The sequence below is a fragment of the Sphingorhabdus pulchriflava genome (assembly GCF_003367235.1).
GTDB lineage: Bacteria > Pseudomonadota > Alphaproteobacteria > Sphingomonadales > Sphingomonadaceae > Sphingorhabdus_B > Sphingorhabdus_B pulchriflava.
Genome location: NZ_QRGP01000001.1, coordinates 1,308,720 through 1,335,433, shown reverse-complemented (window position 1 = coordinate 1,335,433; position 26,714 = coordinate 1,308,720). Strand labels below are relative to the sequence as shown.

The window sequence follows — 26,714 nt, the reverse complement described above, 5'->3', positions numbered from 1 at the left end:
TTCACTTAACCCAGACCATATGAGGATGTGGGACAGCAAAACATTTGCCCACGGGTCGCCAGCCTCTCTGACGTCGAAACTGGTTCAGAGAACTGTTCCCGAAGGTGAAGCCGCCAGCCATGTTTGGCTGGCCTCGCTGCCTATTGCCGCAGCCATTTACCGTGTCGACATCAGCGGCGTGAAACGGATCGCGACCAATCCGAATTTTGATAACATTGGCTTGACCCGTGCTGCTCGCGCCGGCCTCGATCTTGGATATTTCAATGACTTGATCCTGGACATGGCGGCGAATGACCGCGACTCCCATTTCGATTGCTGGCGATCCGATGATCGGATTCAGCCTCTTGAACTCGAGATCAGCGTAGCCTGCTTCGGCGCGTCGAAAGACCATTATCTGGTATCGCTGGTCGATCGTACCGCCGACGCTGTAAACAAAATCAACCTGCGTCGCGAAATGATGAGCGACAGCTTGACGGGCTTCAGTAACCGAATCGGTTTCGAAGAACGCGTCGAGGATGCAGTATCGATGTTGCGCAGCTCCAATCCCGATGGACGATTTGCACTGGTGGTTTTCGATCTTGCCCGCTTCAGCCGCATCAATGAATCGGTTGGCGTACTTGCGGGTGACGAACTCATTATCACCGTCGCGCGACGCCTGAGTTCGCGCTTACGGTCGAATGAGATTATCGGGCGCATGGGCGGTGACGAGTTTGCCTTGTTTGCTGCCATCGATGGCGGGCAGGCTGTGGCCTCGATCGCACAGCGAATTGCGCGTGCCTTTGATGACCCGTGCAAGCTCTCCGATCTGGAAATCAAAATTGATTGCGCCGTGGCAGCAGCAGAAGGCATTGCGTCGGCTGACGATCCGATGGATGTACTGCGGCACGCGCATATTGCGCTGAAAAAAGCGAAGCAAACAAAGCGGTTTGAGTTGTTTGTTTCTGAAAGCCTCAATCGCGCCAAACATCGTTTCTCATTGGAAACCGACTTGCGCCATGCGCTCGCGCGAAATGAGCTGGAACTACACTATCAACCTCTTATCGATCTCGATACCGGGCGGCTAAATGGTTTTGAGGCTCTCGCCCGCTGGAACCACCAGGATCATGGCTATGTTTCGCCGCTCGACTTCATTCCGGTTGCGGAAGAAAGTGGCCTGATAGTTCCTTTGGGCCGTTGGGCGCTGAGCGAAGCGGCGCGAACCATAGCCAATTGGGAGCGGGAGCTGGGCAGCGAATTGCCTACGAAGATATCGGTCAATCTATCGGCTGTACAATTGCTGCGCGACGATGTCCCGGCGGCGGTTGCGGATGCACTTGGATCGGCTGGAATTTGCGGCAGCAGGCTGACGCTGGAGCTTACCGAAAGCGCTTTTGTCGACGATCCCGTTGGTGCACGCCGTGTGCTTGAGGCATTGAAAGGGTTGAACACGCATTTGGCGATGGACGATTTTGGTACGGGCTATTCGAACCTCGCCTATTTGCAGAAATTGCCCATCGATGTGCTCAAGATCGATCGCAGCTTCATAGCGGACATGACCGCCAATAGCGACAACAAGGCCATTGTTAGCACGATTCTGTCCCTCGCAAGTGCGTTGGGAATGAAAACCACGGCCGAAGGCATTGAGTCGGCAGAGATTTCATCAGCATTGCGTGAGTTGGGCTGCACCAACGGCCAAGGCTATTATTTTGCCCGCCCTCTGAATGCCGACGCCGCTTATGCGTTCCTTAAGGACAGTGCCGTCACGACTGCCTGATCCGCAATTTCCGCTGCACGGTTAGCGTCTGGAAATCCCTCTTCGATCCATTGCCGTTCGATGGCCTGCAGCGTTTTCGCAACCAGGGGACCCGCATCAAGGCCTTTCTCAACCAGCTGTCCTCCTTTGATCGGGAAGGCGGGCGGTTCCCAGCCATCAAGTGCGGCATATCCGGTCATCCATGTGCTTTCGTCGCCGTGGAGCAGAAAGAGGTCGCGCGCCAAATTTATTCCGAGACGATAGGCCAAAGCGCGGGCATCAGTCGAGGACGGTTTGCAATCCGTCAGGCGCGCCGCTAATTCGGTGCGCAGGCGATTGGAAAGCTTCAGCCGCGCAGCAACGGTCTCAACAATAGCAACGTCTTCTGGCAGAATGGCATTCAGCCGTCGGCCTGCATTTGGTAAGGCATGTGCGGAATTTTCGCGTTTAATCAGCTGTACAAGACGGGCAGACGCATCCGTTGCGATTTCGGGCAGAAACGCGCTGAAGATGCCTCCCTGACACATCAGCGCGATACTCGTTTCAGGATGCGACAGCGACAGAAGCTTGATCAATTCATCGGCAATCCGTTCGCGCGATAACGCCATCAGGCTGCTGGCGGCTTTGGAGCAAGCTTGCAACGCGCAGTTATCAGGATCGTTTCGACCAAAACGGGCATAGAAGCGGAAGAAACGCAATATGCGCAGATGGTCCTCCGCAATGCGTGCTTCTGCATCGCCGATAAAGCGGACCAGGCCTTTTTCGAGATCCACTTGCCCAGAAAAATAGTCGTAAATCTCGCGGGTTTCGGGGTCGGCATACAGCGCGTTGATCGTAAAATCCCTTCGTGCGGCATCTTCGGCCCAGCTTTCCGAAAATTCGACAGTCGCGCGGCGCCCATCGGTCGATACATCACGGCGGAGTGTAGTGACCTCGAACGTCTTGTCGTGTGATACAGCGGTGATGGTGCCATGTTCGATGCCGGTGGGGACGGCCTTGATCTGCTTAGCTTCCAGTCTGTCGATCACATCTTTTGGCAGCAATGGCGTGGCCAGATCGATGTCAGATACAGCCAATCCTAAAAGGCTGTCGCGCACCGCACCGCCTACCAACCGAGCATTGCCCTTTGGCGAACGGAGCGCGTCTATGACGGCGAGCAAACCGGGATGGCTCAGCCATTCAGCATCAGGGAGGAGAGTCTGCGTCACCCGCGCAACCTGCGTGCAAGATTGGCGATAATCCCCGCCGTCACACCCCAGATCCTTCTGCCTTGCCAGTCCATATCATAATATTGCCGCGTCTGCCCCTGCCACGTTGCAGTTTGCAGCTTCGCATTTTTGGGGTCGACAAGAAAGTCTAGCGGTACTTCAAACCAGTCGTCCACTTCTTCGGGGTTCGCCACCAATGGCAGGTCGGGCGGAATGATACCCAGCACAGGGCTGATGCGGTATCCGCTGCCGCTGTGATAGGTATCGGCTTCCCCCAATAAGGTTACGGCATCGCGGGGCAGGGCGATTTCTTCTTCCGCCTCTCGTAGGGCCGCGGCAAATACATCGCTATCGGTGTCGTCGATCTTTCCGCCGGGGAACGCGACTTGCCCGGCGTGGCTGCGCAACCAGTCCGGGCGCTGGGTGAGAATGACTCCGGGTTCGCTTCGGTCGGTGAGGGCAATCAGTACCGCCGCAGGCCGATAGACAAAGCCTTCTGCTGCAAAGCGCCGCTCATCGTGGATATCGATCTGCCGGTCAGGCGCAAGCGCGTCGATGATATTCTGACGCCAGCTCATTCGGCTGCGCCTAGAGCAAAAAACTCTCCATCGCTCCAGATTCCCGGTACATCAGGGTTTTCTTCAAGCGCGATTTCGGCGAGTTCATAATATACCGGGCGAGAGAATTTGGCCCATAGGTCTCCGCGCACGTGTAAATAGGGAAAAGGCCGTGTTTCGATACCATGATCTGGACCGGCAATAACAAGATCATCGGTGTTGAGCCGAAAGGCAAAGGTTGACTGCGGACCGTAGCCCTCGCGTAGGCATTCAACCGCGATGAAGGGCGCGTCCTCGACGGCAATCGATAGGCGCTCCTGCGGCGTCACAAGATGATAGCTGCCGTCAGCCTCGCGGCGCAGCAAGGACGAAAAGGCCCGAACCATGGCCGGGCGGCGAATCTCTCCGCCCTGGTGAAACCAGCGTCCGTCGGCGGTTATGCATATTTCGCTGTCGCCCGTTTTTGAAGGGTGCCATTGATCGACCGGCGGCAGTTTGCGTTCGGCCACCAGTTGCGCGATGGCCGCCAGATCGAGCGTCGCCAATTCGGGTGGCGGATTATAGGGCATCAGCGCGTTCCAGCATGCCGGTTTCGGGCAGGCTATGTCCGCCAACATTGCGGGCGAGCAGCCTTCGCGGCTCCCAAGGTCCGGGCAGAAGCCATCCGCTGGTTTCGGCCGCGGTAAAGCCGAAGCGTTCATAATATTCGGGATCGCCAATCATCACCATCGCCGGTTCGCCCAGTCGCGCGGTGGCGTCAAGGCTTGCATACATCAGGCGGTGGCCTATGCCTTGTCCTTGGCGCTCAGGTAAGACGGCCACAGGTCCCACAAGCACCAGTTTCGCACCCCCGATCTGGACCGGCCAACATTGGATCGTACCCACCAACGCGCCATTGTCTGTTATTGCGAAAGACAGCTCCGGGATGGCTGTGCTTCCACAGCGCAGCAAATAAGCGGTCCGGCCTCGTCGGTCGGTACCAAAGGCTGCGTCGAGCAGCGCTTCAGTTTGTTCGTGCGGTATTTGGTCGAGGGAGAGAAGTTCAGTCATGGGCCTGCGGGAGCTGATCAGGTCGCTTACGCAACATCAACAATGAAAGAAACGCAATCGCGCCGATGGTTGCGGCAATAACAAAAGGAGCGCCGGGGAAGCGCACTGGAGCACCGGTTTCGGTAAATGCCGCCAGCGCATAATTATAGGTAAACTGTGCGATCATCAGGCTGAGCGCAGACAGGCTGCCGATCAACCCCTGCAGTTCCCCCTGTTGCGAAGGGGGCGTGCGCATTGACATCATGGCGTTGAGCGACGGCATCACCATGCCCGAAAAGCCATTAACGAGCAGCAGCACCATAATGACTCCGCCATAGGGCACAAAGGCAACAACCAGATAGCTGGCGATGCCCGACAGCATCCCGACATAAGCCGTGCGCCTCTCACCAAATCGGGTGATGAAGCGGCGGATGATGACTGCTTGAAACAAAGCCATAGAGACTCCGACCAGCCCTAGCGATATCCCCACCATGCGGCTGTCCCAATCATATTGGATGGGTGCGAAAAACGACCAGCTCGACGGGTAGACATTCCCTGCCAGTGCCCAGAGGAAGTAGATCAAAGCGACCGGCAATATGCCTTTGATATGGCCAAGCGACGCAAAAGCGCCGAGCGGATTCGCCCGTTTCCATTCGAAGGGGCGTTGTTTTTCCTTAGCCATGGTTTCGGGGAAGACGAGCCAACCGTAAATACCGTTGGCGAAGGCTAGGCCGGCTGCGACAAAGAAGGGGACACGCGGGCCGAAATCGCCAAGGAAGCCGCCAACGACGGGGCCCAGGATGAAACCCATGCCAAAGGCTGCCCCGACTTTGCCAAAGCTTGCGGCGCGATTGTCCGCGGTCGACATATCGGCCATGGCGGCATTGGCCGGGCCGAATATCGCGCCCAATCCACCCGCAATGGCACGCCCGACAAAAAGCCATCCGATATTGGGGGCGAGCCCCATCAGCAAAAAGTCCAAACCAAAAGCGAACAGCGAAACCAGAAACACCGGACGGCGGCCAAAGCGGTCACCCAGATTGCCAACCGTCGGCATCAGCAAAACCTGAAACAGGCCATAGGTTGCACCGATCCAGGCCCCGATCCGCGCTGCTTCGGCTGCGTCAACATCCGCGAGATGGCGGATCAGATCCGGCAACACAGGCATGATGATGCCGAAACCCATCGAGTAAATGAGCACGGTCAACAACACGAAACGCGTCGCGCGTTTCTGGATGGCGGGGTCCATCGACATGAGTGCGCCTTGTCAGCGGGTGTAACCTTTGTCCATGTTTATTGCATCTGATGAGAGGGTTGCGCTAAGCAAGACATCTGGTTGAGGAGCAGAGCATGTCGGAAGAGATCGAAAAGACCGCAGAACCGGAAAGCGTCGGAGCAACTTCGGCACCGCCTGTTACCCCTTCTGTCGAAACAACCGACACCAATGTTGTGCCACAACCATCTGACTGGGCAGGCAAATCGGTGCTCGTAATGGCGATTGTCGCCGCGCTTTGGGGGCTGCTTGGCCCAATCGGTGCGGGCTGGGGATTGTGGGACTGGAGAAGCGGTCTAACCGGGCTGCAATACTCCTTCTTCTTGGCCGTCGCGGCACTTTTGCTCGGGCTGATTTTTGGCTGGTGGCACCGGAAGCGCGCCAAAGGCAATCGCCGTTGGCTGCGCTGGACGGGGATGGCCATCGCCTTGGTCTATGCAGGCTGGATGCTAAGCTGGGTTTATACGGCACGCTCGGTGCCAGCCATTCATGACATTTCAACCGATCTTGCCGATCCGCCCCAATATCGGATGCTGGCATTGCGCCCTGATAATCTGGACGATGTGCCTGGCGTCGATGATCCCAAAATGAAGGGCATGAACCCGATGCAGCGCTGGGAACTGTTGCATCGGCAGGCTTATGGGGATGTGCGGACCGTGCGGATGAACGAGCCGGTGGCCGAAGTAATCGCAAAAGCGGAACGGCTTGCCCAGACGCGCGGTTGGGATATCGCAGTTGCCGATCCGGTCGAAGGACGGATGGAGGCAACTGCGACAACGGCGTTGTTCCGCTTCAAGGACGACATCGTGCTGCGCGTTCGTCCGACTGAAGATGGCAAGGGCAGCGTTATCGACATGCGTTCGGTCAGCCGCGTCGGTGTCAGCGACCTTGGCGTCAATGCCAAGCGGATCCGCAAATTCCTTGCGGATCTGTCGGGAACGGTGTCTGCGACCTGATCGCTATTTTTTCGGGGTCAGTTTGAGAAGGCGGCCTTTCTCGCCGTCTTCCAAAACCCAGACAGCGCCATCAGGGCTTTGTTCAACTTCGCGGATGCGCGCATCCATCGGCCAATGGTCTGCCTTTTCGACAGTATCGCCGTTGACTTTGACGCGAACCAGCACTTCGCCGCCCAATCCGCCGAGGAATAGCGAACCCTTCCATGCCGGGAAGAGATCGCCATTGTAATACATCAATCCGCCCGGTGAAATGGCGGGATCCCAGAACGCCTTGGGCGCTTCGAAACCATCACCTGGCTTGTGGTCGGGGATGTCGCGGCCGTCATAATGGTTGCCGTTCGAAACTTTGGGATATCCATAATTGGCGCCGCGTTTGACCAGATTGAGTTCGTCGCCATGTCGTGGTCCCATTTCCTGGTTCCACAATTGACCCTTGTCATCAAAGGTCAGGCCCAGCGGATTGCGGTGGCCAAGTGACCAGATTTGCGACTTCACCGGATTGCTTGCGTCGTAAAAGGGATTGTCTTTTGGAATGCCGCCATCGGGGAAAATGCGCAGCACCTTGCCCAAATTGGAATTCATATCCTGCGCCGGATCAAATTTCTGCCGCTCTCCCGAGGCGATGAACAGATATTTGCCGTCGGGCGAGAAGGCGAGGCGGTGTCCATAGTGACCGCGCCCTTCGACTTTGGGCACTTGCCGCCAAATCACCTTTATATCTTTAAGCGTTGGTTCGCCATTTTCGGAATCGAGTTTGGCCGACGCAACCGCTGCGCCATATCCGCCTTCGCCTGCTTCGGCATAGCTGATATAGATTGTGCGATTGTTGGCAAAGTCGGGATGCAGTACAACGTCGCCCAACCCGCCTTGGCCGCCATAAGCGACTTTAGGCACGCCCTTGACTTCAACAACCGGACCTTCGGACTCCCAAAGCATCAACTTGCCGCCCTTTTCGGTGACAAGCGCTTGATTGAATTCGGGCAGGAAAGTCATCGCCCAAGGTTCGTTGAAGGTCGCGATTTCGGTGACGGCAAAAGGCTTGGAGCCGGTCGAAACTTCGGCGTTGCTGGTTGACGGGGTACATGCAACTGCAACAAGGCTGGCGGCGGTTAGGCTTAAGGCACGCAACATGGGGATATCTCCTCTTATATTCCGGCTGATAAATGCGAATGCATCAGTGGCTTGGCAAGAGGGTTGCATTTCGCCTTATCTCCGCCTAGATGGGGTTTATCCCGACATTGCGAAACACTGAAGGGGCTGGCGCCGGAAGGGGCCGGCACAATCGGCCATTCGCTTTGTCATCGACTGTTTTGGAACACCATGCCCGATTTGAAAAAGCTTGCCGCACTCATCGCACCTGAAGCCGAAGCTCTAGGTTTCGATCTGGTGCGCGTGGCCTGGTTTGATCGCGGCGCGGAAGGTTCCGATGAGCCGACATTACAGGTGATGGCGGAGCGACCGGAAACGGGCCAGCTTGTTATCGATGATTGTGCCGCACTGTCGCACCGGATCTCGGACCTGTTTGATGAGCTGGACCCGATCGAAGAGGCCTATCGGCTCGAAGTCAGCTCCCCGGGCATCGATCGCCCTCTGACCCGGCTGAAGGACTTTGCCGAGTGGGCAGGGCATGAAGCCAAAATCGAGGCAATCGAGCCTATTGAAAACCAGAAAAGGTTTCGCGGTGAACTTGCAGGCGTCGACGGCGAAGAGGTTTCGATAACCGATCGCACTGGCGCCAAACACGCAATTGCCTTTTCCAATATATATTCCGCCAAGCTGGTCTTGACAGACCGGCTGATTGCGTCGACTGCGCCGCTCAACAGCGCTGGGGCCGATGCCATCGAAGAAGAAACTCCAGACGACGTACAGGAAGACTAAGCTATGGCCAATCCGATAGCCGCCAATAAGGCAGAACTGCTTGCTATCGCTAACGCAGTTGCCAGCGAAAAGATGATCGACAAGGCGATCGTTGTCGAAGCACTTGAAGAAGCGATCCAGCGCGCAGCGCGGGCCCGCTATGGTGCCGAAAACGACATTCGCGCAAAACTAGATACGCAGACTGGCGACCTTCGCCTGTGGCGCGTTGTTGAGGTTGTTGAAGTGGTCGAAGACTATTTCAAGCAGGTCGATATCAAGCAGGCCGAAAAGCTGCAAAAGGATGCCAAGGTTGGCGATTTCATCGTCGATCCGCTGCCCCCGGTTGATCTGGGCCGTATCGACGCACAGTCAGCAAAGCAGGTTATCTTCCAGAAAGTTCGCGATGCAGAGCGCGAGCGCCAATTTGAAGAATTCAAGGATCGCGCAGGCGAAATCATCACTGGCGTCGTGAAGTCAGTCGAATTCGGTCATGTCGTGGTAGATCTTGGTCGTGCCGAAGGCGTTATCCGCCGCGACCAGCAGATTCCGCGCGAAGTGGTGCGCCCCGGCGATCGCGTTCGTGCATTGATCCTGAAGGTCGTTCGTGAAAACCGCGGTCCGCAGATTCTGCTCAGCCGTGCACATCCGGACTTCATGAAGAAGCTGTTCGCACAGGAAGTACCCGAAATTTACGATGGCATCATCGAAATCAAGGCCGCAGCCCGCGATCCGGGCAGCCGCGCCAAGATTGGCGTGATCAGCTATGACAGCTCGATTGACCCCGTCGGCGCATGCGTCGGCATGAAGGGCAGCCGCGTTCAGGCCGTTGTTCAGGAAATGCAGGGCGAAAAGATCGACATCATCCCCTGGTCGGAAGATGCAGCGACCTTTATCGTCAACGCATTGCAGCCCGCAACGGTCAGCCGCGTGGTTATCGATGAAGAAGAGGGCCGCATCGAGGTTGTCGTTCCTGACGATCAATTGAGCCTTGCCATCGGTCGCCGTGGCCAGAATGTCCGTCTCGCCAGCCAGCTGACGGGTCGTGCTATCGACATCATGACCGAGGCGGAATCGAGCGAGAAGCGTCAGAAGGAATTTGTCGAGCGTTCGGAAATGTTCCAGCAGGAACTCGACGTCGACGAAACGCTCGCGCAGCTGTTGGTTGCCGAAGGGTTCAGCGAACTCGAAGAAGTGGCCTATGTCGCGCTTGAAGAAATCGCTGGTATCGAAGGTCTTGACGACGAGCTGGCCGAAGAACTTCAAAGCCGTGCCGTTGAGGCTCTTGAGCGCAAGGAAGAAGCTGCGCGCACTGAACGGCGTGAACTGGGCGTTGAAGACGCATTGGCCGAATTGCCGCACCTGACCGAAGCGATGCTCGTCACTTTGGGTAAGGCTGGTATCAAGACGCTGGATGATCTGGCCGATCTTGCGACCGACGAGCTTATCCAAAAGGGCCGCGGTGAACAGCGTCGCAGCGATAACCGTCGCGCACGCACCGAAGAAAAGCCGGGCATCCTCGCAGTCTATGGACTGAACGAAGAACAGGGCAATGAGATTATCATGGCTGCCCGTGCGCACTGGTTTGAAGATGAAGATGGCGCACCCGCGCCGGGGTTTGAAGAGGAGGACGCCGTTGTCGCGGAAGACTCCCAATGAGGACCCTCATACTCCCGTAAGGAAGTGCATATTGAGCGGGGAGCGGGTGCCACAGCACCTGCTCATTCGCCTTGCGCTCGGTCCTGATGGCCAGGTTGCTCCCGATATTCACGGCAAAGCGCCGGGGCGCGGCGCGTGGATTGGTGTGCCATTTGACGAACTTGTGCAGGCACAGGCAAAAGGCAAACTTGCCGGGCAGCTGAAACGGACTCTGAAGGCCGAAAAGATTGATTGCCCGGATGACCTGGCTGAACGCATCCGGAGCAATCTGGAAAAGGCGACACTCGACCGGCTTGGGCTGGAGGCGAGAGCATCCAATCTGGTTGCCGGTGCGGAAAAAGTTGATGCAGCGGCAAGGTCTGGGGCGGTGGCGCTTTTGCTCCATGCGGCGGATGCCAGTGCCGATGGCGCATCCAAGCGTGATCAGAGTTGGCGCGTAGGAGAGGGCGAAGAGGGTAGCGGTAAAGCCGGGATCAAACTTCCCGTTGACCGCGACGTCCTTTCGGCGGCATTGGGGCGTGGAAACGCCGTGCATGTCGCAATAACCAACGAACATGCAGCGGAGCGGGTGAAACATCACCTCGACCGCTGGCTTTATTTTATCGGATGCAGTATCGCGCCCGGCGCCGCTTCAGCGGATGCCCGAGCAAATGCGGCATCCCGCAATGCGAATAGTTAAAGGCAAGGTCTGTTCTAATGAGTGATGATACCGAAAACAAACCGACACTGGGACGCAAGCCGTTGGGGCTGAAGCGTGCCGTGGAGTCGGGCGAAGTGAAGCAGACCTTTAGCCATGGCCGCACCAATAAGGTGGTAGTCGAGGTGAAGCGCAAGAAGCTTGTGGGTAAACCGGGCTATGCGCCCGAACCAGAGGTCGCGCCTCCTCCTCCGCCACCGCCACCACCACCACCCCAGACGGTCGCGCCGCAGGTGAAAGCCCCGGCTCCTGGTGGTGAAACTCCGCAGGAACGTGTTGCTCGTTTGCAGCGCGAAGCCGAAGAAGACCGGTTGCGGCTTGCCGAAGAAGCCAATCGGCGTGAACAGGAAGAACGCCTGCGCGCCGCCGATGAGGAGCGCCGTCGCGCCGAAGAAAATCGTAAACAAGAGACTGAAGCTCCCAAGGTTGCAGCTGCAGAAGTCGCGCCGGTGGCCGAAGTTCCCGCAGCAGCCGATGACTCAGCTTCGCCGCCTCCGCCGCGCCGCTTTACGCCGGTCGAAGCGCCCAAGCGTCCTGCACCTGCGCCGGTGGTAGAACGCGAAGAGTCCAAGGATCACAAAAAGGCTCCGCACAAACCCACACGCGATCGCACAGATAATCGCCGCCAATCGGGCAGACTGACCGTTACGCGTGCGTTGGATGACGATGAAGGTGCACGCGCCCGTTCGCTCGCCGCATTGAAACGCGCGCGTGAAAAAGAACGTCGTTCGCACATGTCGGGCATGCAACGCGATGCGCAGCCGAAGCAGTCGCGCGACGTTATCGTTCCCGAAGCGATTACTGTGCAGGAATTGGCCATTCGTATGGCTGAAAAGGGCAGCGATCTGGTGAAGGCCTTGTTCAAGATGGGCATGCCGGTCACTCTGACGCAGACAATCGATCAGGATACAGCAGAACTGCTAGTCACGGAATTCGGCCACAATATAAACCGCGTGTCCGATTCAGACGTCGACATCATCAATGACGAGGATGTTGATGCGCCCGAAACATTGAAGGCTCGTCCGCCCGTCGTGGCTGTTATGGGCCATGTCGATCATGGCAAAACCTCGCTGCTTGACGCCTTGCGCGGTGCCAATGTGCAGTCCGGCGAAGCGGGCGGCATTACCCAGCATATCGGCGCCTATCAGGTGAAGACCAAGGGCGGTGACACGATCACCTTCCTCGACACGCCGGGCCACGAAGCTTTCACGGAAATGCGCGCACGTGGCGCGATGGTTACCGACATCATCATATTGGTGGTAGCGGCGGATGACGGCATCATGCCGCAGACGATTGAGGCCATCAATCACGCCCGCTCGGCCAATGTTCCGATGATTGTTGCTATCAACAAATGCGACAAAGATGGGGCCAATCCGCAGCGCATCCGCGAACGACTGCTCGAACATGAAGTAGTTGTCGAAAAGATGGGCGGCGAAGTTCAGGATGTCGAAATCTCTGCGCTGAAAAAGACCGGTCTCGACGATCTGCTCGAAAAGCTTGCGTTGCAGGCTGAACTCATGGAACTCAGCGCCAATCCGGACCGTTCGGCCGAAGCCATTGTGGTTGAAGCGAAGCTGGATAAGGGACGCGGTGCCGTTGCAACACTGCTGATCAAGCGCGGCACGCTGCGCACCGGCGACGTTCTGGTTGTTGGTGAGGAATCGGGCAAAGTCCGCGCGCTGATCAACGACAAGGGACAGCAGATCAAGGAAGCCACACCGTCAATGCCAGTCGAGGTCCTTGGTCTTGGCGGCGTTCCCAAGGCTGGTGACGTTTTGACTGTGGTCGAAAATGAAGCCCGTGCGCGTGAAGTGGCTGCCTATCGTAAGGAGCAGGCGAAACTGAAGCGGACTACCCAGGCTCCAGTTACCGTGGACAACATGTTCTCGTCATTGGCTGCCAATCGCGCGAAAGAATTTGCCGTCGTTATCAAGGCCGACGTGCAGGGCTCGGTTGAAGCCATTATCAACGCGTTGAACAAGATTTCGACCGACGAAATCAAGGTTCGCGTGCTGCAGTCGGGCGTCGGCGCAATCACTGAAAGCGACGTGACGCTGGCCAACGCAACCAAAGCACCGATTATCGGCTTCAATGTTCGTCCGAACGCCAAGGCGCGTGAGATTGCGCAGCGCGAAAAGACGCGGTTCAAATATTTCGACGTGATTTATCACCTCACCGAAGATGTGGCCAAGGAAATGGCGGGTATCCTCGGTCCCGAAATCATCGAAACCGTTGTCGGCCGTGCCGAAATCAAGGACGTGTTCAACGCGGGCAAGAAGGACAAGGCCGCTGGTCTGCTCGTCCTCGAAGGCCATATCCGCAAGGGCTATCACACGCGCCTTACCCGCGAAGACGTTATCGTTTCGAAAACTGTCATCGCCTCGTTGCGTCGTTTCAAGGACGATGTCGACGAAGTGCGTGCGGGACTCGAATGCGGTGTCGTGCTTCAGGATACCAACGACATCAAGGCTGGCGATATGCTTGAAATCTTTGAAGTCGAGGAGCGTGAACGGACGCTGTGACGGAGTTCCTTGGAAAAGGCGGCGCGCATGTTGATCTGATGGGGGCGGAGTTTGTTGACTTCGATCCCGTCAGCGAGACAATCACCGTGCGCTTCAACGCGCCGGACAGTTTTATAACGGGGCGTGGCGGCGTGCAGGGCGGACTGGTCGCCGGTTTCCTGGATGAAGCGATGGGATGGGCCCATGTTCAGGCAACCGCCGGAAAAGAAGCCCCGCTCAATCTCGAAATTTCGATGACGCTGCTCAAGCTGATTCCTGCTGGCCCTTTGGTGGGCAAGGGCAGGGTAGTGCGCCGTGGCCGCCGGGTGATATTCCTCGAAGGTGAACTTTGGGACGAGAGCGGGGCGACGCTCTACGCACGATCAACGTCTACGGCTATTCCAACACCGCTACCCGGAAGTGAAAGTTGATGGCACGTCATAACGAAACCCCGGAAGGTCGCTCGGTCCGCCTGTTGCGTGTCGGCGAGCAGTTTCGTCATATCCTATCGGAACTGCTCGCGCGCGGCGATGTACATGATGATGTGCTGACCAGCCACAGCGTGAGCATCACCGAAGTGCGCCTGTCTCCCGACCTTCGGCATGCAACGGTGTTTGTGAAGTCACTGCTTGGCGCAGATGAGGAAGAAGTCCTCAAAGCATTGAGGACCAATACCGCTTTCCTGCAGCGCGAAGTCGCATCGCGGGTCCGCTTGAAATATGCAGCAAAGCTCAAATTTCTGGCCGACGAAAGTTTCGACGAAGCCAGCCATATCGAAAAATTGCTGTCGAATCCGCATGTCGTTCAGGACCTGGGCTCAGACGACGACACCTGATTGCATAGCTTGCATGCCTTAGCCGGGCAGTAATTTTGTCCGGATGGTAATCGCCACCTTTTTTCCGACGACGAGCGAATAGGCGGTCATTCCGAAATCCTTGCGATTGATTGTTGTAACGCCGGTCAACCGCATGGATTCTTTGCCGACCGAACTGGCAGGGGCGGAGGAGAAAGACACATTCAATGCGACCGGGCGGGTAACGCCACGCGCCGTCAGATTACCCTGCACGACACCCGAGGTCGGGCTGGTCATGGCAAGTTGCGTGCCCTGAAACCGCACAGTCGGATATTTGCCGACGTTGAAGAAATCCGGGCCTTTCAGCCTTTTAGTCGTGACACTATCATCTGCCTTTAACTGGGTGGCGTCGATCGACACATCGAGATTGATCTGGTCCATGCGATCCGGTGAAAGGACAACGCTGCCTCGAAGTGCCGGGAAAAGCGCTTTGCGATTACCTATCCCCAGAAAAGATACCTTGGCATCGACAGAGCTTGCTACCGGGTCGATGGAATAGCGGTAATTCGGTGCTGCCAAAGCAGCGCTTGTTGCAAGCAGCACAGTTGCTGCCAGCGACCAGCCTGTCGCTTTCCAATGCATTTTTGCACTCCTTTTATGCGTCCCTTCGTCAACCATGGCAGATTGCGGTTGTGCTCGTCCAGTAGGGACTATTAAGTATGCGTGATGGCTAAGCTGTATTTCTACTATTCCTCCATGAACGCCGGAAAATCGACCACTCTTTTGCAGGCCGATTTCAACTATCGAGAGCGAGGGATGGCCACGATGGTGTGGACCGCAGCGCTTGATGACCGCTATGGGCAGGGCTATGTGACGTCGCGCATTGGCTTGCAGACGGAGGCGCATAAATTTTCGCCCGAAACCGATCTGTGGAACGACATAATATCCGAGCATCAAAACAACCATCTCGCCTGTGTACTAATTGACGAAGCGCAATTCCTGTCGCGAGAGCAGGTGCTGCAATTGGCACGCATTGCCGATGAAGCTGGCATACCGGTGCTGTGTTATGGTTTGCGAACAGATTTCGCAGCCGAACTGTTTCCCGGCTCGGCGGCGTTGCTCGGTATTGCCGACGCTTTGGTTGAATTAAAGGCAGTCTGCCATTGCGGGCGCAAGTCGACGATGAACTTGCGTGTCGATGCAGAGGGTCATGCTGTGATCGACGGGAAGCAGACCGAAATTGGCGGGAATGACCGTTATGTTTCGATGTGTCGCCGCCACTTCATGGAAGCACGCAGGGAGGCAGCTGCTCATTTAGGGTTAAGCTTTGAAATGGCATAAATCCGTTCGGAGGTTTTCATGATGCCGAAACATTGTTTGTCAGCCATCGCCGCCGCACTTGTGCTGACGGCAACAGCTGCTCCCGCTTATGCTGGGAAAGCGAAGGGCTGGGAAGAATATGGCGTTGATGCCAGCATCGCTTTTCCCAATCATGGCGGAATTCGCAATTTTGAGGCCAATGAAGAGCGCGGATTGTGGATCGAGGATCGTCAGCGCCGTTGGTATTATGCGAAATTCATCGGCAATTGTCGGGGAATTGACTATGCAAATGGCATTGCCTTTGACACGCGCGGATCGTCTTCTTTTGACCGATTTGGGGCCATTGCCGTTAATGGCGACTATTGTTTGATCGAAAGCCTGGTTACCGCTGAAAAGCCTTTGCCGCGGAAGGAGCGCTTGAAGCTGCGCAAAGATGTGCGGGCAGAAGCGCAGAAAGCCGTCGCGCCGAAAGATTGACAGCAAAGCCGTCGGCTCGCATGGCGGCACGGTGCATGGCTGGATCATTCTCGACAAACCATTGGGGCTTGGTTCAACCCAGGCCGTGGCAGCAGTAAAGCGCAATTTGCGTGAAGCGGGCTATGGCAAGGTCAAGGTGGGCCATGGTGGTACATTGGATCCGTTGGCGACCGGGGTCTTGCCGATCGCTATAGACGAAGCGACCAAATTATGCGGTCGGATGCTCGACGCTTCCAAAGTCTATGACTTTACGATCAAATTCGGTGAAGAGACTGCAGGGCTGGATGCTGAGGGGGAAGTTGTGGCGACTTCCGACATTCGACCGACAATGGAGCAGATCACCAAAGTAGTGCCGACATTCACCGGAACAATCGAACAAATCCCGCCTGCTTATTCGGCGATAAAGGTCGACGGCAAACGCGCTTATGATCGAGCGCGGGCAGGGGAGGCGATCGAGATCGCTGCCCGGCAAGTGACCATATACGCACTTTCTGTTTCGGAACCGGTGCGCGAAGCCACAATGAATGAGGTCACCCTCTCGGCGCATGTTTCCAAGGGCACCTATATCCGGTCGCTGGCGCGAGACATTTCACATGCCCTTGGCACAGTAGGGCATGTTACCATGCTCCGGCGCGCCAAGGCGGGACCATTCACGCTGGATCAGGCGATTTCGCTGGACAAACTCAACGAAATTGGTAAGGGCGCGCCAGCAAAAGACATTATCTTGCCGTTGGAGGCAGGGCTGGTCGACATCCCGGCTCTTGATCTCTCCCCGGATGCGGCAAAGGCGATCCAACAGGGTCGCGTCTTGACCGGGGTTGCCACGAAAGATGGGCTGTATTGGGCGCGAGACGCAGAAATGCGTGCCTTGGCGCTGGTAGAGCAAATCGACGGTGAACTGAAAACTGTTCGTGGCTTCAACCTTTAAAATAAGATGTTCGAAGGAAAAACATGTCTATTACTGCAGAACGCAAAGCCGAAGTTATCAAGGACAACGCCCAGGGCAAAGGCGACACCGGCTCACCGGAAGTCCAGGTTGCAATCCTCACCGATCGCATCAACACCCTGACCGCGCACTTCAAGAGCCACCACAAGGATAACCATTCGCGTCGTGGCCTGCTCCAGATGGTCAACAAGCGTCGCTCGCTACTCGATTATCTGAAGCGCAAGGATGTATCGCGCTACAACGCGCTCATCGCCAAGCTCGGCTTGCGTAAATAAGAAATTGCGAAGCGGCCCCATCTGCGGGCCGCTTTTGCTTTAAGGGGCGGGTTCGCATTTCGGCGGACCCGGCCATAGGGGCAAACAAGCGCCCCAACCGGTCCGGGCCGGAGATCCCGGAAAACAGGAGGCCCCTTTGCGCAATTGGGCGCGAAGGCATCTCAAGGAAAATCTATGTTTGATGTTAAAAATGTATCAATCGAGTGGGGCGGACAAACCCTGACACTCGAAACGGGCAAGGTTGCCCGTCAAGCCGACGGCGCTGTAATTGCGACCCTTGGCGAAACTGTTGTGCTTTGCGCGGTCACTGCGGCAAAGTCGGTGAAAGAGGGTCAGGATTTCTTCCCGCTCACTGTTCACTATCAGGAAAAATATTCGGCTGCAGGCCGCATCCCCGGTGGCTTCTTCAAGCGTGAACGCGGTGCCACCGAAAAGGAAACGCTGGTTTCGCGCCTGATCGACCGCCCGGTCCGTCCGCTGTTCCCCGAAGGTTTCTACAACGAAATCAACGCTATTGCCCAGGTTCTGAGCTATGATGGCCAGAACGAGCCTGATATTCTCGCAATGGTTGCTGCATCAGCAGCGCTGACCATTTCGGGCGTGCCCTTCATGGGCCCCATCGGTGCCGCACGCGTTGGTTACCTGAACGGCGAATATATCCTCAACCCGACTGACGAACAGGTTGCTGAAGGCGATCTCGATCTGGTTGTTGCAGCGACTTATGACGCGGTGATGATGGTTGAATCCGAGGCAAACGAGCTGTCGGAAGAAGTCATGCTCGGTGCCGTCCTGTTTGCGCATGACGCGTGTAAGGAAGTCGTCAAGGCAATCGTCAAGCTGGCTGAAAAAGCTGCCAAGGATCCTTGGGAAATGGCTGAGCAGGCCGATCTCTCGGCTGCCAAGGACAAGCTAAAGAAGCTGATCGGCAAGGATATTGCCGCTGCTTACAAGCTGACCGACAAATCGGCCCGTTCGAACGCGTTGAATGAAGCCCGTGCCAAGGCGAAGGAAGCGTTTAGCGACGCAACCCCGCAGGACCAGATGGCAGCCAACAAGCTGATGAAGAAGCTGGAAGCTGAAATCGTCCGTGGCGCGATCCTGAAGGATGGCACCCGCATCGACGGTCGTTCGACCACGCAGATTCGCCCGATCCTCGCTGAAACGCATTTCCTGCCGCGTGCACATGGTTCGTGCCTGTTCACGCGCGGTGAAACGCAGACCATCGCAACCTGCACCTTGGGTACCAAGGATGCGGAGCAGATGGTTGATGGCCTCAACGGCCTGTCATATCAGAACTTCATGCTGCACTATAACTTCCCCCCTTATTCGGTGGGTGAAGTCGGCCGCTTTGGCGCCCCGGGCCGTCGTGAAGTCGGCCATGGCAAGCTGGCATGGCGTGCACTGCACCCCGTGCTGCCGAGCAAGGATGAGTTTCCCTACACCATCCGCCTGACCAGCGACATCACCGAATCGAATGGTTCGTCGTCAATGGCTTCGGTTTGCGGCGGTTCGCTGTCGATGATGGACGCAGGCGTCCCCATCAAGCGTCCGGTTTCGGGTATTGCTATGGGCCTGATCCTCGAAGGCAAGGACTTCGCGATCCTTTCCGACATCCTGGGTGACGAAGACCATCTCGGAGACATGGATTTCAAGGTAGCTGGTACGTCCGAAGGCATCACCACGATGCAGATGGACATCAAGATTGCCGGGATTACCCGTGAAATCTTTGAAGCTGCCCTGAACCAGGCGAAGGAAGGCCGTGCGCACATCCTTGGCGAAATGGCGAAGGCTCTGGGTTCGGCCCGTACGGAACTGTCTGACTATGCTCCGCGTATCGAAACCATGCAGATCGATAAATCGAAGATCCGCGACATCATCGGCACCGGCGGCAAGGTTATCCGCGAAATCGTCGCCACCACTGGTGCCAAGGTCGACATCGATGATGAAGGTCTGATCAAGATTTCGTCGAGCGACCTTTCGCAGATCGAAGCTGCCCGCAAATGGATTTCGGGAATCGTCGAAGAAGCTGAAGTCGGCAAAATCTATGACGGCAAGGTCGTCAACATCGTCGATTTCGGTGCATTTGTGAACTTCATGGGCGGCAAGGACGGTCTCGTCCACGTCAGCGAAATGAAGAATGAACGCGTTGAAAAGCCGACCGATGTTGTCAGCGAAGGCATGGACGTAAAGGTCAAGGTCCTCGAAATCGACCCGCGTGGCAAGGTTCGCCTTTCGATGCGTCTGGTCGACCAGGAAACCGGTGCCGAACTTGAGGACACTCGTCCGCCGCGCGAACCCCGTGAGCCCAGAGGCGACCGTGGCGATCGCGGAGATCGTGGCCCGCGCCGTGACCGTGGCGACCGCAATGATCGTGGCCCGCGTCGTGACGGCGGCAACCGTGGTCCACGTCGTGAGCGCTCTGAAGGTGGAGAAGGCGGCGACCCGAACCATGTTCCGGATTTCCTGAAGGATTGATCTTCAGAAACAAGTTACAGGAAGGGCCGCTTTTGCGGCCCTTTTTCTTGACGCTGCAGGCCTGAATGCGGAGTGGTTCATCGCCGATACAGACCCGGGCATAAAGAACGCGCAAAAGCCTTGGCGACAGCGCCAAGTGTCATTAAGGGATGCCCATGCAGAAGAAAATCCTAACGCCTCTCGTCCTCGGCCTTTCCGCAACATTGCTCGCAGGTTGCTCGTCTTTGGGCTTGGGAGGCGGCGGCGGCAAAGGCGGCGATACCCGATATGTCGCGCGTGATGTGACCACCTTGTACAATGCCGCCAAGGAAAAGCTTGATCGGCAGCAATACCAGCTTGCAGCTGCCCTGTTCGACGAGGTCGAGCGCCAGCACCCCTATTCGCCCTGGGCACGACGTGCGCAGCTGATGAGTGCGTTCAGTTACTATATGGGGCAGAAATATAACGAGTCGATTTCGTCGGCGCGACGCTTCCTGTCGATTCACCCGGGCAACAAGGATGCGCCTTACGCCTATTACCTGATTTCGCTGTGCTATTATGAGCAAATCAGTGACGTTACCCGCGACCAGAAAATCACTCAGCAGGCTTTGTCGGCATTGGGTGAAGTGCAGCGTCGTTATCCCAACAGCCGCTATGCGGCTGATGCTGGCTTGAAGATAGACCTCGTTCGTGACCACCTGGCGGGTAAGGAAATGGAGATTGGTCGCTTTTACCAGCGCCGCGCGCTCTGGCTTGCCGCCAGCCTTCGCTTCCGTGAAGTCGTCGACAAATATGACACCACGACCCATGCTCCTGAGGCGCTTTACCGCCTGACCGAAAGCTATTTGGCGCTTGGCGTGCCGGAAGAGGCGAAGAAGTCGGCGGCTGTACTTGGTGCCAACTATCCCGGAAACAAATGGTACCAGCGCGCGTACGACCTGATGCAGAAGCACGCATCGGGCGCGTGATCCGCAAGGGAGCTAGCGCTTTATGCTGACGGGTCTGTCGATCCGCGACGTGGTGCTGATTGAAGCGCTCGACCTCGAGTTTGATTCAGGCTTGGGCGTGCTGACCGGTGAGACCGGGGCTGGCAAGTCGATATTGCTTGACGCATTGGGATTGGCGCTTGGCATGCGCGCCGATAGCGGGTTGGTGCGGACAGGCGCCGAGCGGGCGCAAGTGACCGCAAGTTTTGAGGCACCATTGGCCGGAAGTAATCTCGCCTCCATCCTTGCGAACAATGAAATTGAAATCGAAGGCGGCGAAGCGCTGATGATCCGCCGTTCGGTGCGCGCCGATGGCGGAAGCAAAGCGTTTATCAATGATCAGCCCTGCTCCGCCGCCTTGTTGCGCGAAGTTGGCACCTATCTGGTTGAAATTCACGGACAGCATGATGATCGCGGCTTGCTCAATCCTCGCGGACACAGGGCTTTGCTGGATGTATTCGGTCGGTGCGATACTGCTCTGGTCGCTGCGCATTTCGAAAAGTGGCAAGAAGCCAAGCTGCGGCTGGAAACCGCGCGCGAAGCTTTGGAGAACGCGACGCGTGATCGAGAATGGCTGGAACATGCCGTTACCGAACTGCAAAAGTTCGCACCCGAAGAGGGCGAGGAAGAGCATCTCGCGACCGAACGCGCCGACATGCAGAAGGGCGAACGTATCGCCGAAGATTTGCGTGCAGTCCTGGAGGCGTTTGAAGGATCGGATAGTGGTCTGGCCAAATTGCGCAGCGCTGCGCGGCGGCTCGATCGTCTGGCGAATGAACATGCGCTTTTGGCCGAATCGCTGACTGCGCTTGACCGCGCGGTGATTGAAGCAAGCGAGGCCGAAGACAAACTGATCGCGGCAACGCAGGCACTGAGTTTCGACCCCGAGCGGCTAGATGCGATCGAAATCCGCCTATTCGAATTGCGCGGGTTGGCGCGCAAACATGGCGTTCAACCGGAGGCCTTGGCGGAATTGACCGAAGAACTGGCGGCAAAGCTCGACGCGATTGAGGCAGGTGGGGAGGGCTTGGCCAAGCTCGAAGCCGAAGTGTCTGCTTGCGCGACCGCATATCTGGATGCTGCCAAGTCGGTTTCCGCACAGCGCACCGAAGCCGCCAAGCGTCTGGATAAAGCCGTCGCTGCGGAGCTTGCGCCATTGAAACTGGATGCGGCTCAATTCCAGACTGCGGTCGAAACGTTGCCCGAAGATCGCTGGACGGCATCAGGGAAAGACCGGGTCGAATTCCTGATTTCGACCAACCCCGGTGCACCCTTTGCGCCGCTCGCGAAAATCGCATCCGGCGGTGAATTGTCGCGTTTCATCCTCGCGCTCAAGGTGGCGCTCGCTGAAGAAGGCGGGGCGGGAACGATTATATTTGACGAAATCGACCGCGGTGTTGGCGGAGCAGTTGCCTCTGCCATCGGTGAACGGCTTGCGCGGCTTGCCGGCGCAGGGAAACAGCTCCTCGCCGTCACCCACAGTCCGCAGGTTGCGGCGAAGGGACAGGCGCATTACTTCATCGCCAAGTCGAGCGAGGGCACTGTTACGCGGACCGGCGTAACCCGCCTGGATGCGGAAGGGCGCCGACAGGAAATTGCCCGGATGCTTTCCGGGGCGGAAATTACTGATGAGGCGCGCGCCCAAGCCGCGCGCTTGATGGAGGGCGTGTGAGCGAGGTTGAGAACCTCTCCCAAGCCGAAGCTGCCAACGAATTGATGCGACTGGCGAAGGCGATAGCGCATCATAACAAGCTCTATCACGCGCATGATGCGCCGGAGATTTCGGATGCTGAATTTGATGCGTTGGTGAGGCGGAACAACGCGCTCGAAGCGGCGTTTCCGCAACTCGTTCGCGCCGACAGCCCCAATGCCCAGGTGGGCGCGGCGGTCGAAGCCTCACCGCTGAGCAAGGTCGCCCATGCTAAACGAATGATGAGCCTCGACAATGCCTTTGCCGATGAGGATGTCGAGGATTTCGTCGCACGTGTCCGGCGCTTCCTGAATCTCTCTGCCGACACTCCGGTGGCGTTGACGGCTGAGGACAAGATCGACGGATTATCCTGCTCTCTACGCTATGAAAATGGCGAACTGGTGCAGGCGGCCACGCGTGGCGACGGGCAGGTCGGTGAGGATGTGACCGCAAATGTGCGGACGATTGCGGATATTCCGCATCGGCTTGAAGGCTTGGTGCCAGCCATATTCGAAATTCGTGGCGAAGTTTTTATGGCCAAGGATGATTTCGACGCATTGAATGCCCGGTTGCTGGCCGAGGCGGACGATCCTGAAAAGGCCCGCCAATTCGCCAATCCGCGCAACGCCGCGGCGGGTTCGCTGCGGCAAAAGGATGCTACAGTCACGGCATCGCGCCCCTTGTGTTTTCTGGCCCATGGCTGGGGCGAGGCGAGCGAAATGCCTTCGGACAGCCAATTTAGCGTTATGCAGGCGATTGCCGCGTGGGGCATTCCGGTTTCGCCATTTCTGAAACCGGTTGACGGCGCAGCAGGTGCGTTGGCGCAGTATCGAGAGATTGAACGACTGCGGGCGGACTTGCCCTATGACATCGACGGCGTCGTCTATAAGGTCGACCGGCTCGACTGGCAGGAACGTTTAGGCTTTGTCGCCAAGGCCCCGCGTTGGGCCATTGCGCACAAATTTCCGGCGGAGCAAGCCGAGACGACGCTGGAGGCGATCGACATCCAGGTGGGCCGTACCGGCAAGCTGACGCCAGTAGGCCGATTAAAGCCAGTGACCGTTGGCGGTGTGGTGGTGTCTAACGTGACGCTACATAACCGCGACGAAATCGCCCGTCTGGGTGTGCGCCCGGGTGATCGGGTCAAGGTGCAACGGGCGGGGGACGTAATACCCCAGATCGTCGAAAATCTTACCCGCGACACCGAATTGCCGGAATACCATTTCCCCGATCATTGCCCTGAATGCGGCAGCGAGGCCGTCGCAGAGGAAGGCGAAGTTGATGTTCGCTGCACCGGTGGCCTGATTTGCCCCGCCCAGCGAGTCGAGCGGTTGAAGCATTTTGTCAGCCGAGCGGCGCTCGATATCGAAGGGCTGGGCGAGAAAACAATTCAGGAATTTTTCGATCAGGGCTGGCTGCATTCGCCGGCAGATATTTTCCGCCTTAGAGAACATCGAGCCGAGATATTGGGTCGGGAGGGTTGGCAGGAAAAGTCTGTGGACAACCTGTTGAGTGCGATCGAGAGCAAAAGAGCACCGGATGCTGCGCGTCTTCTGTTCGGTTTAGGCATTCGGCACGTTGGTGCCGTTACTGCGCGCGACCTGTTGAAGAACTTCCAGACTCTGCCGCGCTTGCGCGAAGTGGCAACTTCGGAATTGGGTGAGGCCGAGCTCACCCAAATCGACGGCATAGGGCCCGTGGTGGCCGAGGCGCTCCGCGAATTCTTCCACGAACCGCACAATGTCGAGGTGTGGGAAGACTTGCTGCAGCAGGTATTGCCGCCCGATTACATAGTTGAGGTCAAGGCGTCCTCGGTTTCTGGAAAAACAGTCGTGTTTACCGGCGCGCTCGAAACGATGAGCCGCGATGAGGCGAAGGCGCAGGCCGAGGCATTGGGCGCGAAAGCCGCAGGTTCGGTTTCGGCGAAAACGGACCTCGTCGTGGCTGGGCCGGGAGCTGGCTCTAAACTCAAAAAGGCTCAGGAACTGGGCATAGAGGTTATCGACGAAGCGGCTTGGGCGGCGATTGTCGCGGCTGCCGGTTAATCGAACCAGTGCATCACCCCGCCGGGCATCGGCGTCCATATACCCATACGGACACCCGCTTTGCGCAAAACTCCTCCCGTCCATTCGTTGCACGTAGTGTAAGCAGAGTAGTGGCCCTTGCTGTCATAAAACAGATTGTTGGGGCCATAAGCCGGGTGCGCGGTGGTTCGTCGCTCGGACGTGAGATCGAATGTTGACCGAATGGACGCAATGATGCTGCGATATTGCTGTTGTGAAACAAGGAAGCGCTTGCGGTGCGGGGCAGGGCGGGGATCAATCAGGTGATAGATATGCAGGGTTGTTTCGTCTGAACCGATAATGGCCGATGCAACGTCCCCGCTCCTTACATCGCCCCATGTGCGTGCATTGCGATAGACATTACGATGGCCCCAACCGATCATCGCGTGCGTGCCATAGAGATCGATGTCGCCTAGATGTTCGGGACGGATGAGGTCTGATAGGTCTTCGCCAGCTGCGGATATGGGCACGATCAAGCTGACATGCACGCCATTGGTTTCGACAAAAATGGGAATGCCTTGATCAGGTTCCTTCCAATCGGAATTGGCGGGGATGAAGCTGCCCACCAGCGCCGAGAGGAAGTACAGGCCAATCACAAGCAAAGGCCAGCCAATCAAAGCCCGCAAAGCAGTACCAACGCTGTTGATGCGAAACAGTTTCAAGTGTAACTATCTTCCATGGCCGACTTTACCCATGTCTATGATGCCCCGCCGCCGGGTGCAAATCCGGATTGGACAATCCCGCAATCTTGGGAGGTCTTTTCGGCCGATGAGCATGCGATGTGGGACCGGCTGTTCGCCCGCCAGTCTGCAATGCTCCCCGGCCGGGCCTGCGATGCCTTCATGCGCGGGATTGATGTGCTCAAACTCGAAAAGCCGGGCATTCCCGACTATCGCGAACTGAACGCGCGCCTGATAGCTGCGACCGGCTGGCAGGTGATGGCTGTGCCAGGTCTGGTGCCTGATGACGTCTTCTTCGACCATCTGGCGAACCGTCGCTTTCCTGCCGGCAATTTCATCCGCACCCCCGAACAGCTCGATTATCTGCAGGAACCTGATGTCTTCCACGACGTCTTCGGCCATGTCCCGATGCTCGCCGATCCGGTGTTTGCCGATTATATGGTGGCCTATGGCCAGGGTGGTCTGCGCAGCCTTGGCTTTGGCGCGCTGCACAAGCTGGCGCGGCTTTATTGGTATACGGTCGAGTTCGGTCTGATTGAAGAGCCAGCAGGCTTGCGTATTTACGGCGCTGGGATTGTGTCCAGCTATGGCGAGAGCATCTTCTGCCTCGACGATCCGAGCCCCAACCGCATCCGGTTTGATCTGTTGCGCCTGATGCGCACCGAATATCGGATCGACGATTACCAGCAGAATTATTTTGTTATCCCGTCACTCGAGCATCTGCTGAAGGTCACGGTCGAAACCGATTTCGCACCGCTTTATGCGCAACTGGAATCGCTGCCCGATATTCCGATTGCCGATATCCTGCCCGAAGATGATGTCATAACGCACGGCACACAGGCCTACGCACATTCCAAGGCCTAATGAAAAGCCCCTTCCCGAAAGGGGAAGGGGCTTGGTTGGCAACCGGTTGATGGGAGGGGGGATCGGAGTACCGGTCGCCAACAAGGGAGTTACGGCATCAGCACGCTGTCAATGACATGGACAACGCCGTTCTTTTGGCGAAGGTCAGCGAGGGCGACAGTCGATTTGCCACCCTTGGCATCGGTGACAATCAGCTTGTCGCCATACATGGATGCAGTCAGCTTCTGGCCCTGAACCGTGGTGAGCGTCGCCTTGCCATTGCCGCTCTTTATCGCAGCGGCGATAGCATTGCTGTCGAAGGTACCCGCGACAACATGATAGGTCAGAACGGTGGTCAGCGTGCCCTTGTTTTCAGGCTTTACAAGTGTTTCGACCGTGCCGGCAGGCAGTTTGCCAAAGGCGGCATTGGTGGGTGCAAATACGGTGAAGGGGCCGGGGCTGGCGAGTGTATCGACCAGACCAGCGGCTTTGACAGCGGTAACGAGGGTCGAAAGATCAGGCGTCGCGACAGCCGCTTCGACGATGTTGGTCTTCGGGGCCGCCATCGAATGGCCGCTATGGCCATGATTATGTGCATGGCCAACGGTTGCGGCTGAAGCGATGGCTGCAGTTGCAATTGCAATCTTGAAGAGGTTCTTTTTCATGGTCTTTCCTTCTGCAAGACATGTGGGGGATATACATGTCGGACGCAGTTACGGAG

The 26,714-nt window shown here is 57.2% G+C and carries 26 protein-coding genes; 17 read left to right on the top strand and 9 right to left on the bottom strand.

Features of this window, described 5'->3' with window-relative positions; all coding sequences use genetic code 11:
* Positions 1–25 precede the first annotated feature (25 nt).
* Positions 26–1,753 carry a putative bifunctional diguanylate cyclase/phosphodiesterase gene (locus tag DXH95_RS06670; RefSeq protein WP_115548606.1) on the top strand — a complete coding sequence of 576 codons (1,728 nt, stop codon included), beginning with the start codon at positions 26–28 and terminating at the stop codon, positions 1,751–1,753.
* On the opposite strand, the gene DXH95_RS06665 is transcribed toward DXH95_RS06670, so the two are convergent.
* From DXH95_RS06665 to DXH95_RS06645, 5 genes are read right to left on the bottom strand one after another with little or no spacing between them, the layout of a single operon-like run.
* Complete coding sequence (locus DXH95_RS06665; protein WP_115548605.1) at positions 1,714–2,940, bottom strand: CCA tRNA nucleotidyltransferase; 1,227 nt, start codon at positions 2,938–2,940, stop codon at positions 1,714–1,716. The genes DXH95_RS06670 and DXH95_RS06665 overlap by 40 nt on opposite strands.
* Positions 2,937–3,518, bottom strand: coding sequence for a CoA pyrophosphatase (locus DXH95_RS06660; RefSeq protein WP_115548604.1), 582 nt, complete (start codon positions 3,516–3,518; stop codon positions 2,937–2,939). The genes DXH95_RS06665 and DXH95_RS06660 overlap by 4 nt, the downstream gene beginning before the upstream one ends.
* Positions 3,515–4,066 (bottom strand): DUF1285 domain-containing protein, encoded by a 552-nt coding sequence (locus DXH95_RS06655; protein WP_115548603.1) that lies wholly within the window; start codon positions 4,064–4,066, stop codon positions 3,515–3,517. The genes DXH95_RS06660 and DXH95_RS06655 overlap by 4 nt, the downstream gene beginning before the upstream one ends.
* Positions 4,056–4,547: a GNAT family N-acetyltransferase gene (locus tag DXH95_RS06650; RefSeq protein WP_115548602.1), complete on the bottom strand. Its 492-nt coding sequence runs from the start codon at positions 4,545–4,547 to the stop codon at positions 4,056–4,058. Before DXH95_RS06650 ends, DXH95_RS06655 begins: the two co-directional genes overlap by 11 nt.
* Positions 4,540–5,781: a TCR/Tet family MFS transporter gene (locus DXH95_RS06645; RefSeq protein WP_115548601.1), complete on the bottom strand. Its 1,242-nt coding sequence runs from the start codon at positions 5,779–5,781 to the stop codon at positions 4,540–4,542. Before DXH95_RS06645 ends, DXH95_RS06650 begins: the two co-directional genes overlap by 8 nt.
* A gap of 95 nt (positions 5,782–5,876) precedes the next feature.
* On the opposite strand from DXH95_RS06645, the gene DXH95_RS06640 reads away from it, so the two are divergent.
* On the top strand, positions 5,877–6,755 hold the full coding sequence (locus tag DXH95_RS06640) for a DUF1499 domain-containing protein (protein ID WP_115548600.1): 879 nt from the start codon (positions 5,877–5,879) through the stop codon (positions 6,753–6,755).
* Between the two features lie 3 nt (positions 6,756–6,758).
* Here the strand turns inward: DXH95_RS06640 and DXH95_RS06635 are convergent, their stop codons facing one another.
* On the bottom strand, positions 6,759–7,886 hold the full coding sequence (locus tag DXH95_RS06635) for a PQQ-dependent sugar dehydrogenase (RefSeq protein WP_115548599.1): 1,128 nt from the start codon (positions 7,884–7,886) through the stop codon (positions 6,759–6,761).
* A gap of 189 nt (positions 7,887–8,075) precedes the next feature.
* On the opposite strand from DXH95_RS06635, the gene rimP reads away from it, so the two are divergent.
* The 6 genes from rimP to rbfA are packed head-to-tail and all read left to right on the top strand — an operon-like array spanning position 8,076 to position 14,301.
* Complete coding sequence (rimP, locus tag DXH95_RS06630; RefSeq protein WP_115548598.1) at positions 8,076–8,633, top strand: ribosome maturation protein RimP; 558 nt, start codon at positions 8,076–8,078, stop codon at positions 8,631–8,633.
* A gap of 3 nt (positions 8,634–8,636) precedes the next feature.
* On the top strand, positions 8,637–10,268 hold the full coding sequence (gene nusA / locus DXH95_RS06625; RefSeq protein WP_115548597.1) for a transcription termination factor NusA: 1,632 nt from the start codon (positions 8,637–8,639) through the stop codon (positions 10,266–10,268).
* A 31-nt stretch (positions 10,269–10,299) separates the two neighbouring features.
* Entirely contained in the window at positions 10,300–10,947 is a 648-nt protein-coding gene (locus tag DXH95_RS06620; protein WP_239016564.1) for a DUF448 domain-containing protein, read from the top strand.
* 17 nt (positions 10,948–10,964) lie between these two features.
* The gene (gene infB / locus DXH95_RS06615) at positions 10,965–13,487 is read left to right on the top strand and encodes a translation initiation factor IF-2 (protein ID WP_115548595.1); all 2,523 of its coding nucleotides are present in this window, start codon (positions 10,965–10,967) and stop codon (positions 13,485–13,487) included.
* Positions 13,484–13,897, top strand: a complete 414-nt coding sequence (locus DXH95_RS06610) for a PaaI family thioesterase (protein ID WP_239016563.1) — start codon at positions 13,484–13,486, stop codon at positions 13,895–13,897. The genes infB and DXH95_RS06610 overlap by 4 nt, the downstream gene beginning before the upstream one ends.
* Positions 13,897–14,301: a 30S ribosome-binding factor RbfA gene (gene rbfA / locus DXH95_RS06605; protein WP_115548594.1), complete on the top strand. Its 405-nt coding sequence runs from the start codon at positions 13,897–13,899 to the stop codon at positions 14,299–14,301. Before DXH95_RS06610 ends, rbfA begins: the two co-directional genes overlap by 1 nt.
* A gap of 18 nt (positions 14,302–14,319) precedes the next feature.
* On the opposite strand, the gene DXH95_RS06600 is transcribed toward rbfA, so the two are convergent.
* A complete protein-coding gene (locus tag DXH95_RS06600; protein ID WP_115549437.1) occupies positions 14,320–14,901 on the bottom strand; it encodes a YceI family protein in 582 nt (193 codons plus the stop codon).
* 84 nt (positions 14,902–14,985) lie between these two features.
* Here DXH95_RS06600 and DXH95_RS06595 point away from each other — a divergent pair, with 84 nt between their 5' ends.
* The 8 genes from DXH95_RS06595 (at position 14,986) to ligA (ending at position 24,452) form a co-directional block, all read left to right on the top strand.
* The gene (locus DXH95_RS06595; protein WP_115548593.1) at positions 14,986–15,600 is read left to right on the top strand and encodes a thymidine kinase; all 615 of its coding nucleotides are present in this window, start codon (positions 14,986–14,988) and stop codon (positions 15,598–15,600) included.
* An 18-nt stretch (positions 15,601–15,618) separates the two neighbouring features.
* Positions 15,619–16,056, top strand: coding sequence for a DUF6491 family protein (locus tag DXH95_RS06590; protein WP_115548592.1), 438 nt, complete (start codon positions 15,619–15,621; stop codon positions 16,054–16,056).
* Between the two features lie 31 nt (positions 16,057–16,087).
* The gene (truB, locus tag DXH95_RS06585; protein ID WP_239016619.1) at positions 16,088–16,984 is read left to right on the top strand and encodes a tRNA pseudouridine(55) synthase TruB; all 897 of its coding nucleotides are present in this window, start codon (positions 16,088–16,090) and stop codon (positions 16,982–16,984) included.
* Between the two features lie 23 nt (positions 16,985–17,007).
* Positions 17,008–17,277, top strand: coding sequence for a 30S ribosomal protein S15 (gene rpsO / locus DXH95_RS06580; protein WP_115548590.1), 270 nt, complete (start codon positions 17,008–17,010; stop codon positions 17,275–17,277).
* Positions 17,278–17,451: 174 nt separating this feature from the next.
* Positions 17,452–19,752 (top strand): polyribonucleotide nucleotidyltransferase, encoded by a 2,301-nt coding sequence (pnp, locus tag DXH95_RS06575; RefSeq protein WP_115548589.1) that lies wholly within the window; start codon positions 17,452–17,454, stop codon positions 19,750–19,752.
* A gap of 155 nt (positions 19,753–19,907) precedes the next feature.
* On the top strand, positions 19,908–20,699 hold the full coding sequence (locus tag DXH95_RS06570) for an outer membrane protein assembly factor BamD (RefSeq protein ID WP_181883587.1): 792 nt from the start codon (positions 19,908–19,910) through the stop codon (positions 20,697–20,699).
* 22 nt (positions 20,700–20,721) lie between these two features.
* Positions 20,722–22,389 carry a DNA repair protein RecN gene (gene recN, locus DXH95_RS06565; RefSeq protein WP_115548587.1) on the top strand — a complete coding sequence of 556 codons (1,668 nt, stop codon included), beginning with the start codon at positions 20,722–20,724 and terminating at the stop codon, positions 22,387–22,389.
* Positions 22,390–22,433: 44 nt separating this feature from the next.
* A complete protein-coding gene (ligA, locus tag DXH95_RS06560) occupies positions 22,434–24,452 on the top strand; it encodes an NAD-dependent DNA ligase LigA (protein ID WP_420822286.1) in 2,019 nt (672 codons plus the stop codon).
* Here the strand turns inward: ligA and DXH95_RS06555 are convergent.
* Positions 24,449–25,132, bottom strand: a complete 684-nt coding sequence (locus DXH95_RS06555) for a DUF2459 domain-containing protein (RefSeq protein WP_115548585.1) — start codon at positions 25,130–25,132, stop codon at positions 24,449–24,451. The two genes, ligA and DXH95_RS06555, sit on opposite strands and share 4 nt — an antisense overlap.
* Positions 25,133–25,147: 15 nt before the next feature.
* Here DXH95_RS06555 and phhA point away from each other — a divergent pair, with 15 nt between their 5' ends.
* Entirely contained in the window at positions 25,148–26,014 is an 867-nt protein-coding gene (phhA, locus tag DXH95_RS06550) for a phenylalanine 4-monooxygenase (protein WP_115548584.1), read from the top strand.
* Positions 26,015–26,103: 89 nt separating this feature from the next.
* Here phhA and DXH95_RS06545 read toward each other — a convergent pair whose 3' ends face one another.
* On the bottom strand, positions 26,104–26,658 hold the full coding sequence (locus DXH95_RS06545) for a fasciclin domain-containing protein (protein ID WP_115548583.1): 555 nt from the start codon (positions 26,656–26,658) through the stop codon (positions 26,104–26,106).
* Between the last annotated feature and the right edge of the window lie 56 nt (positions 26,659–26,714).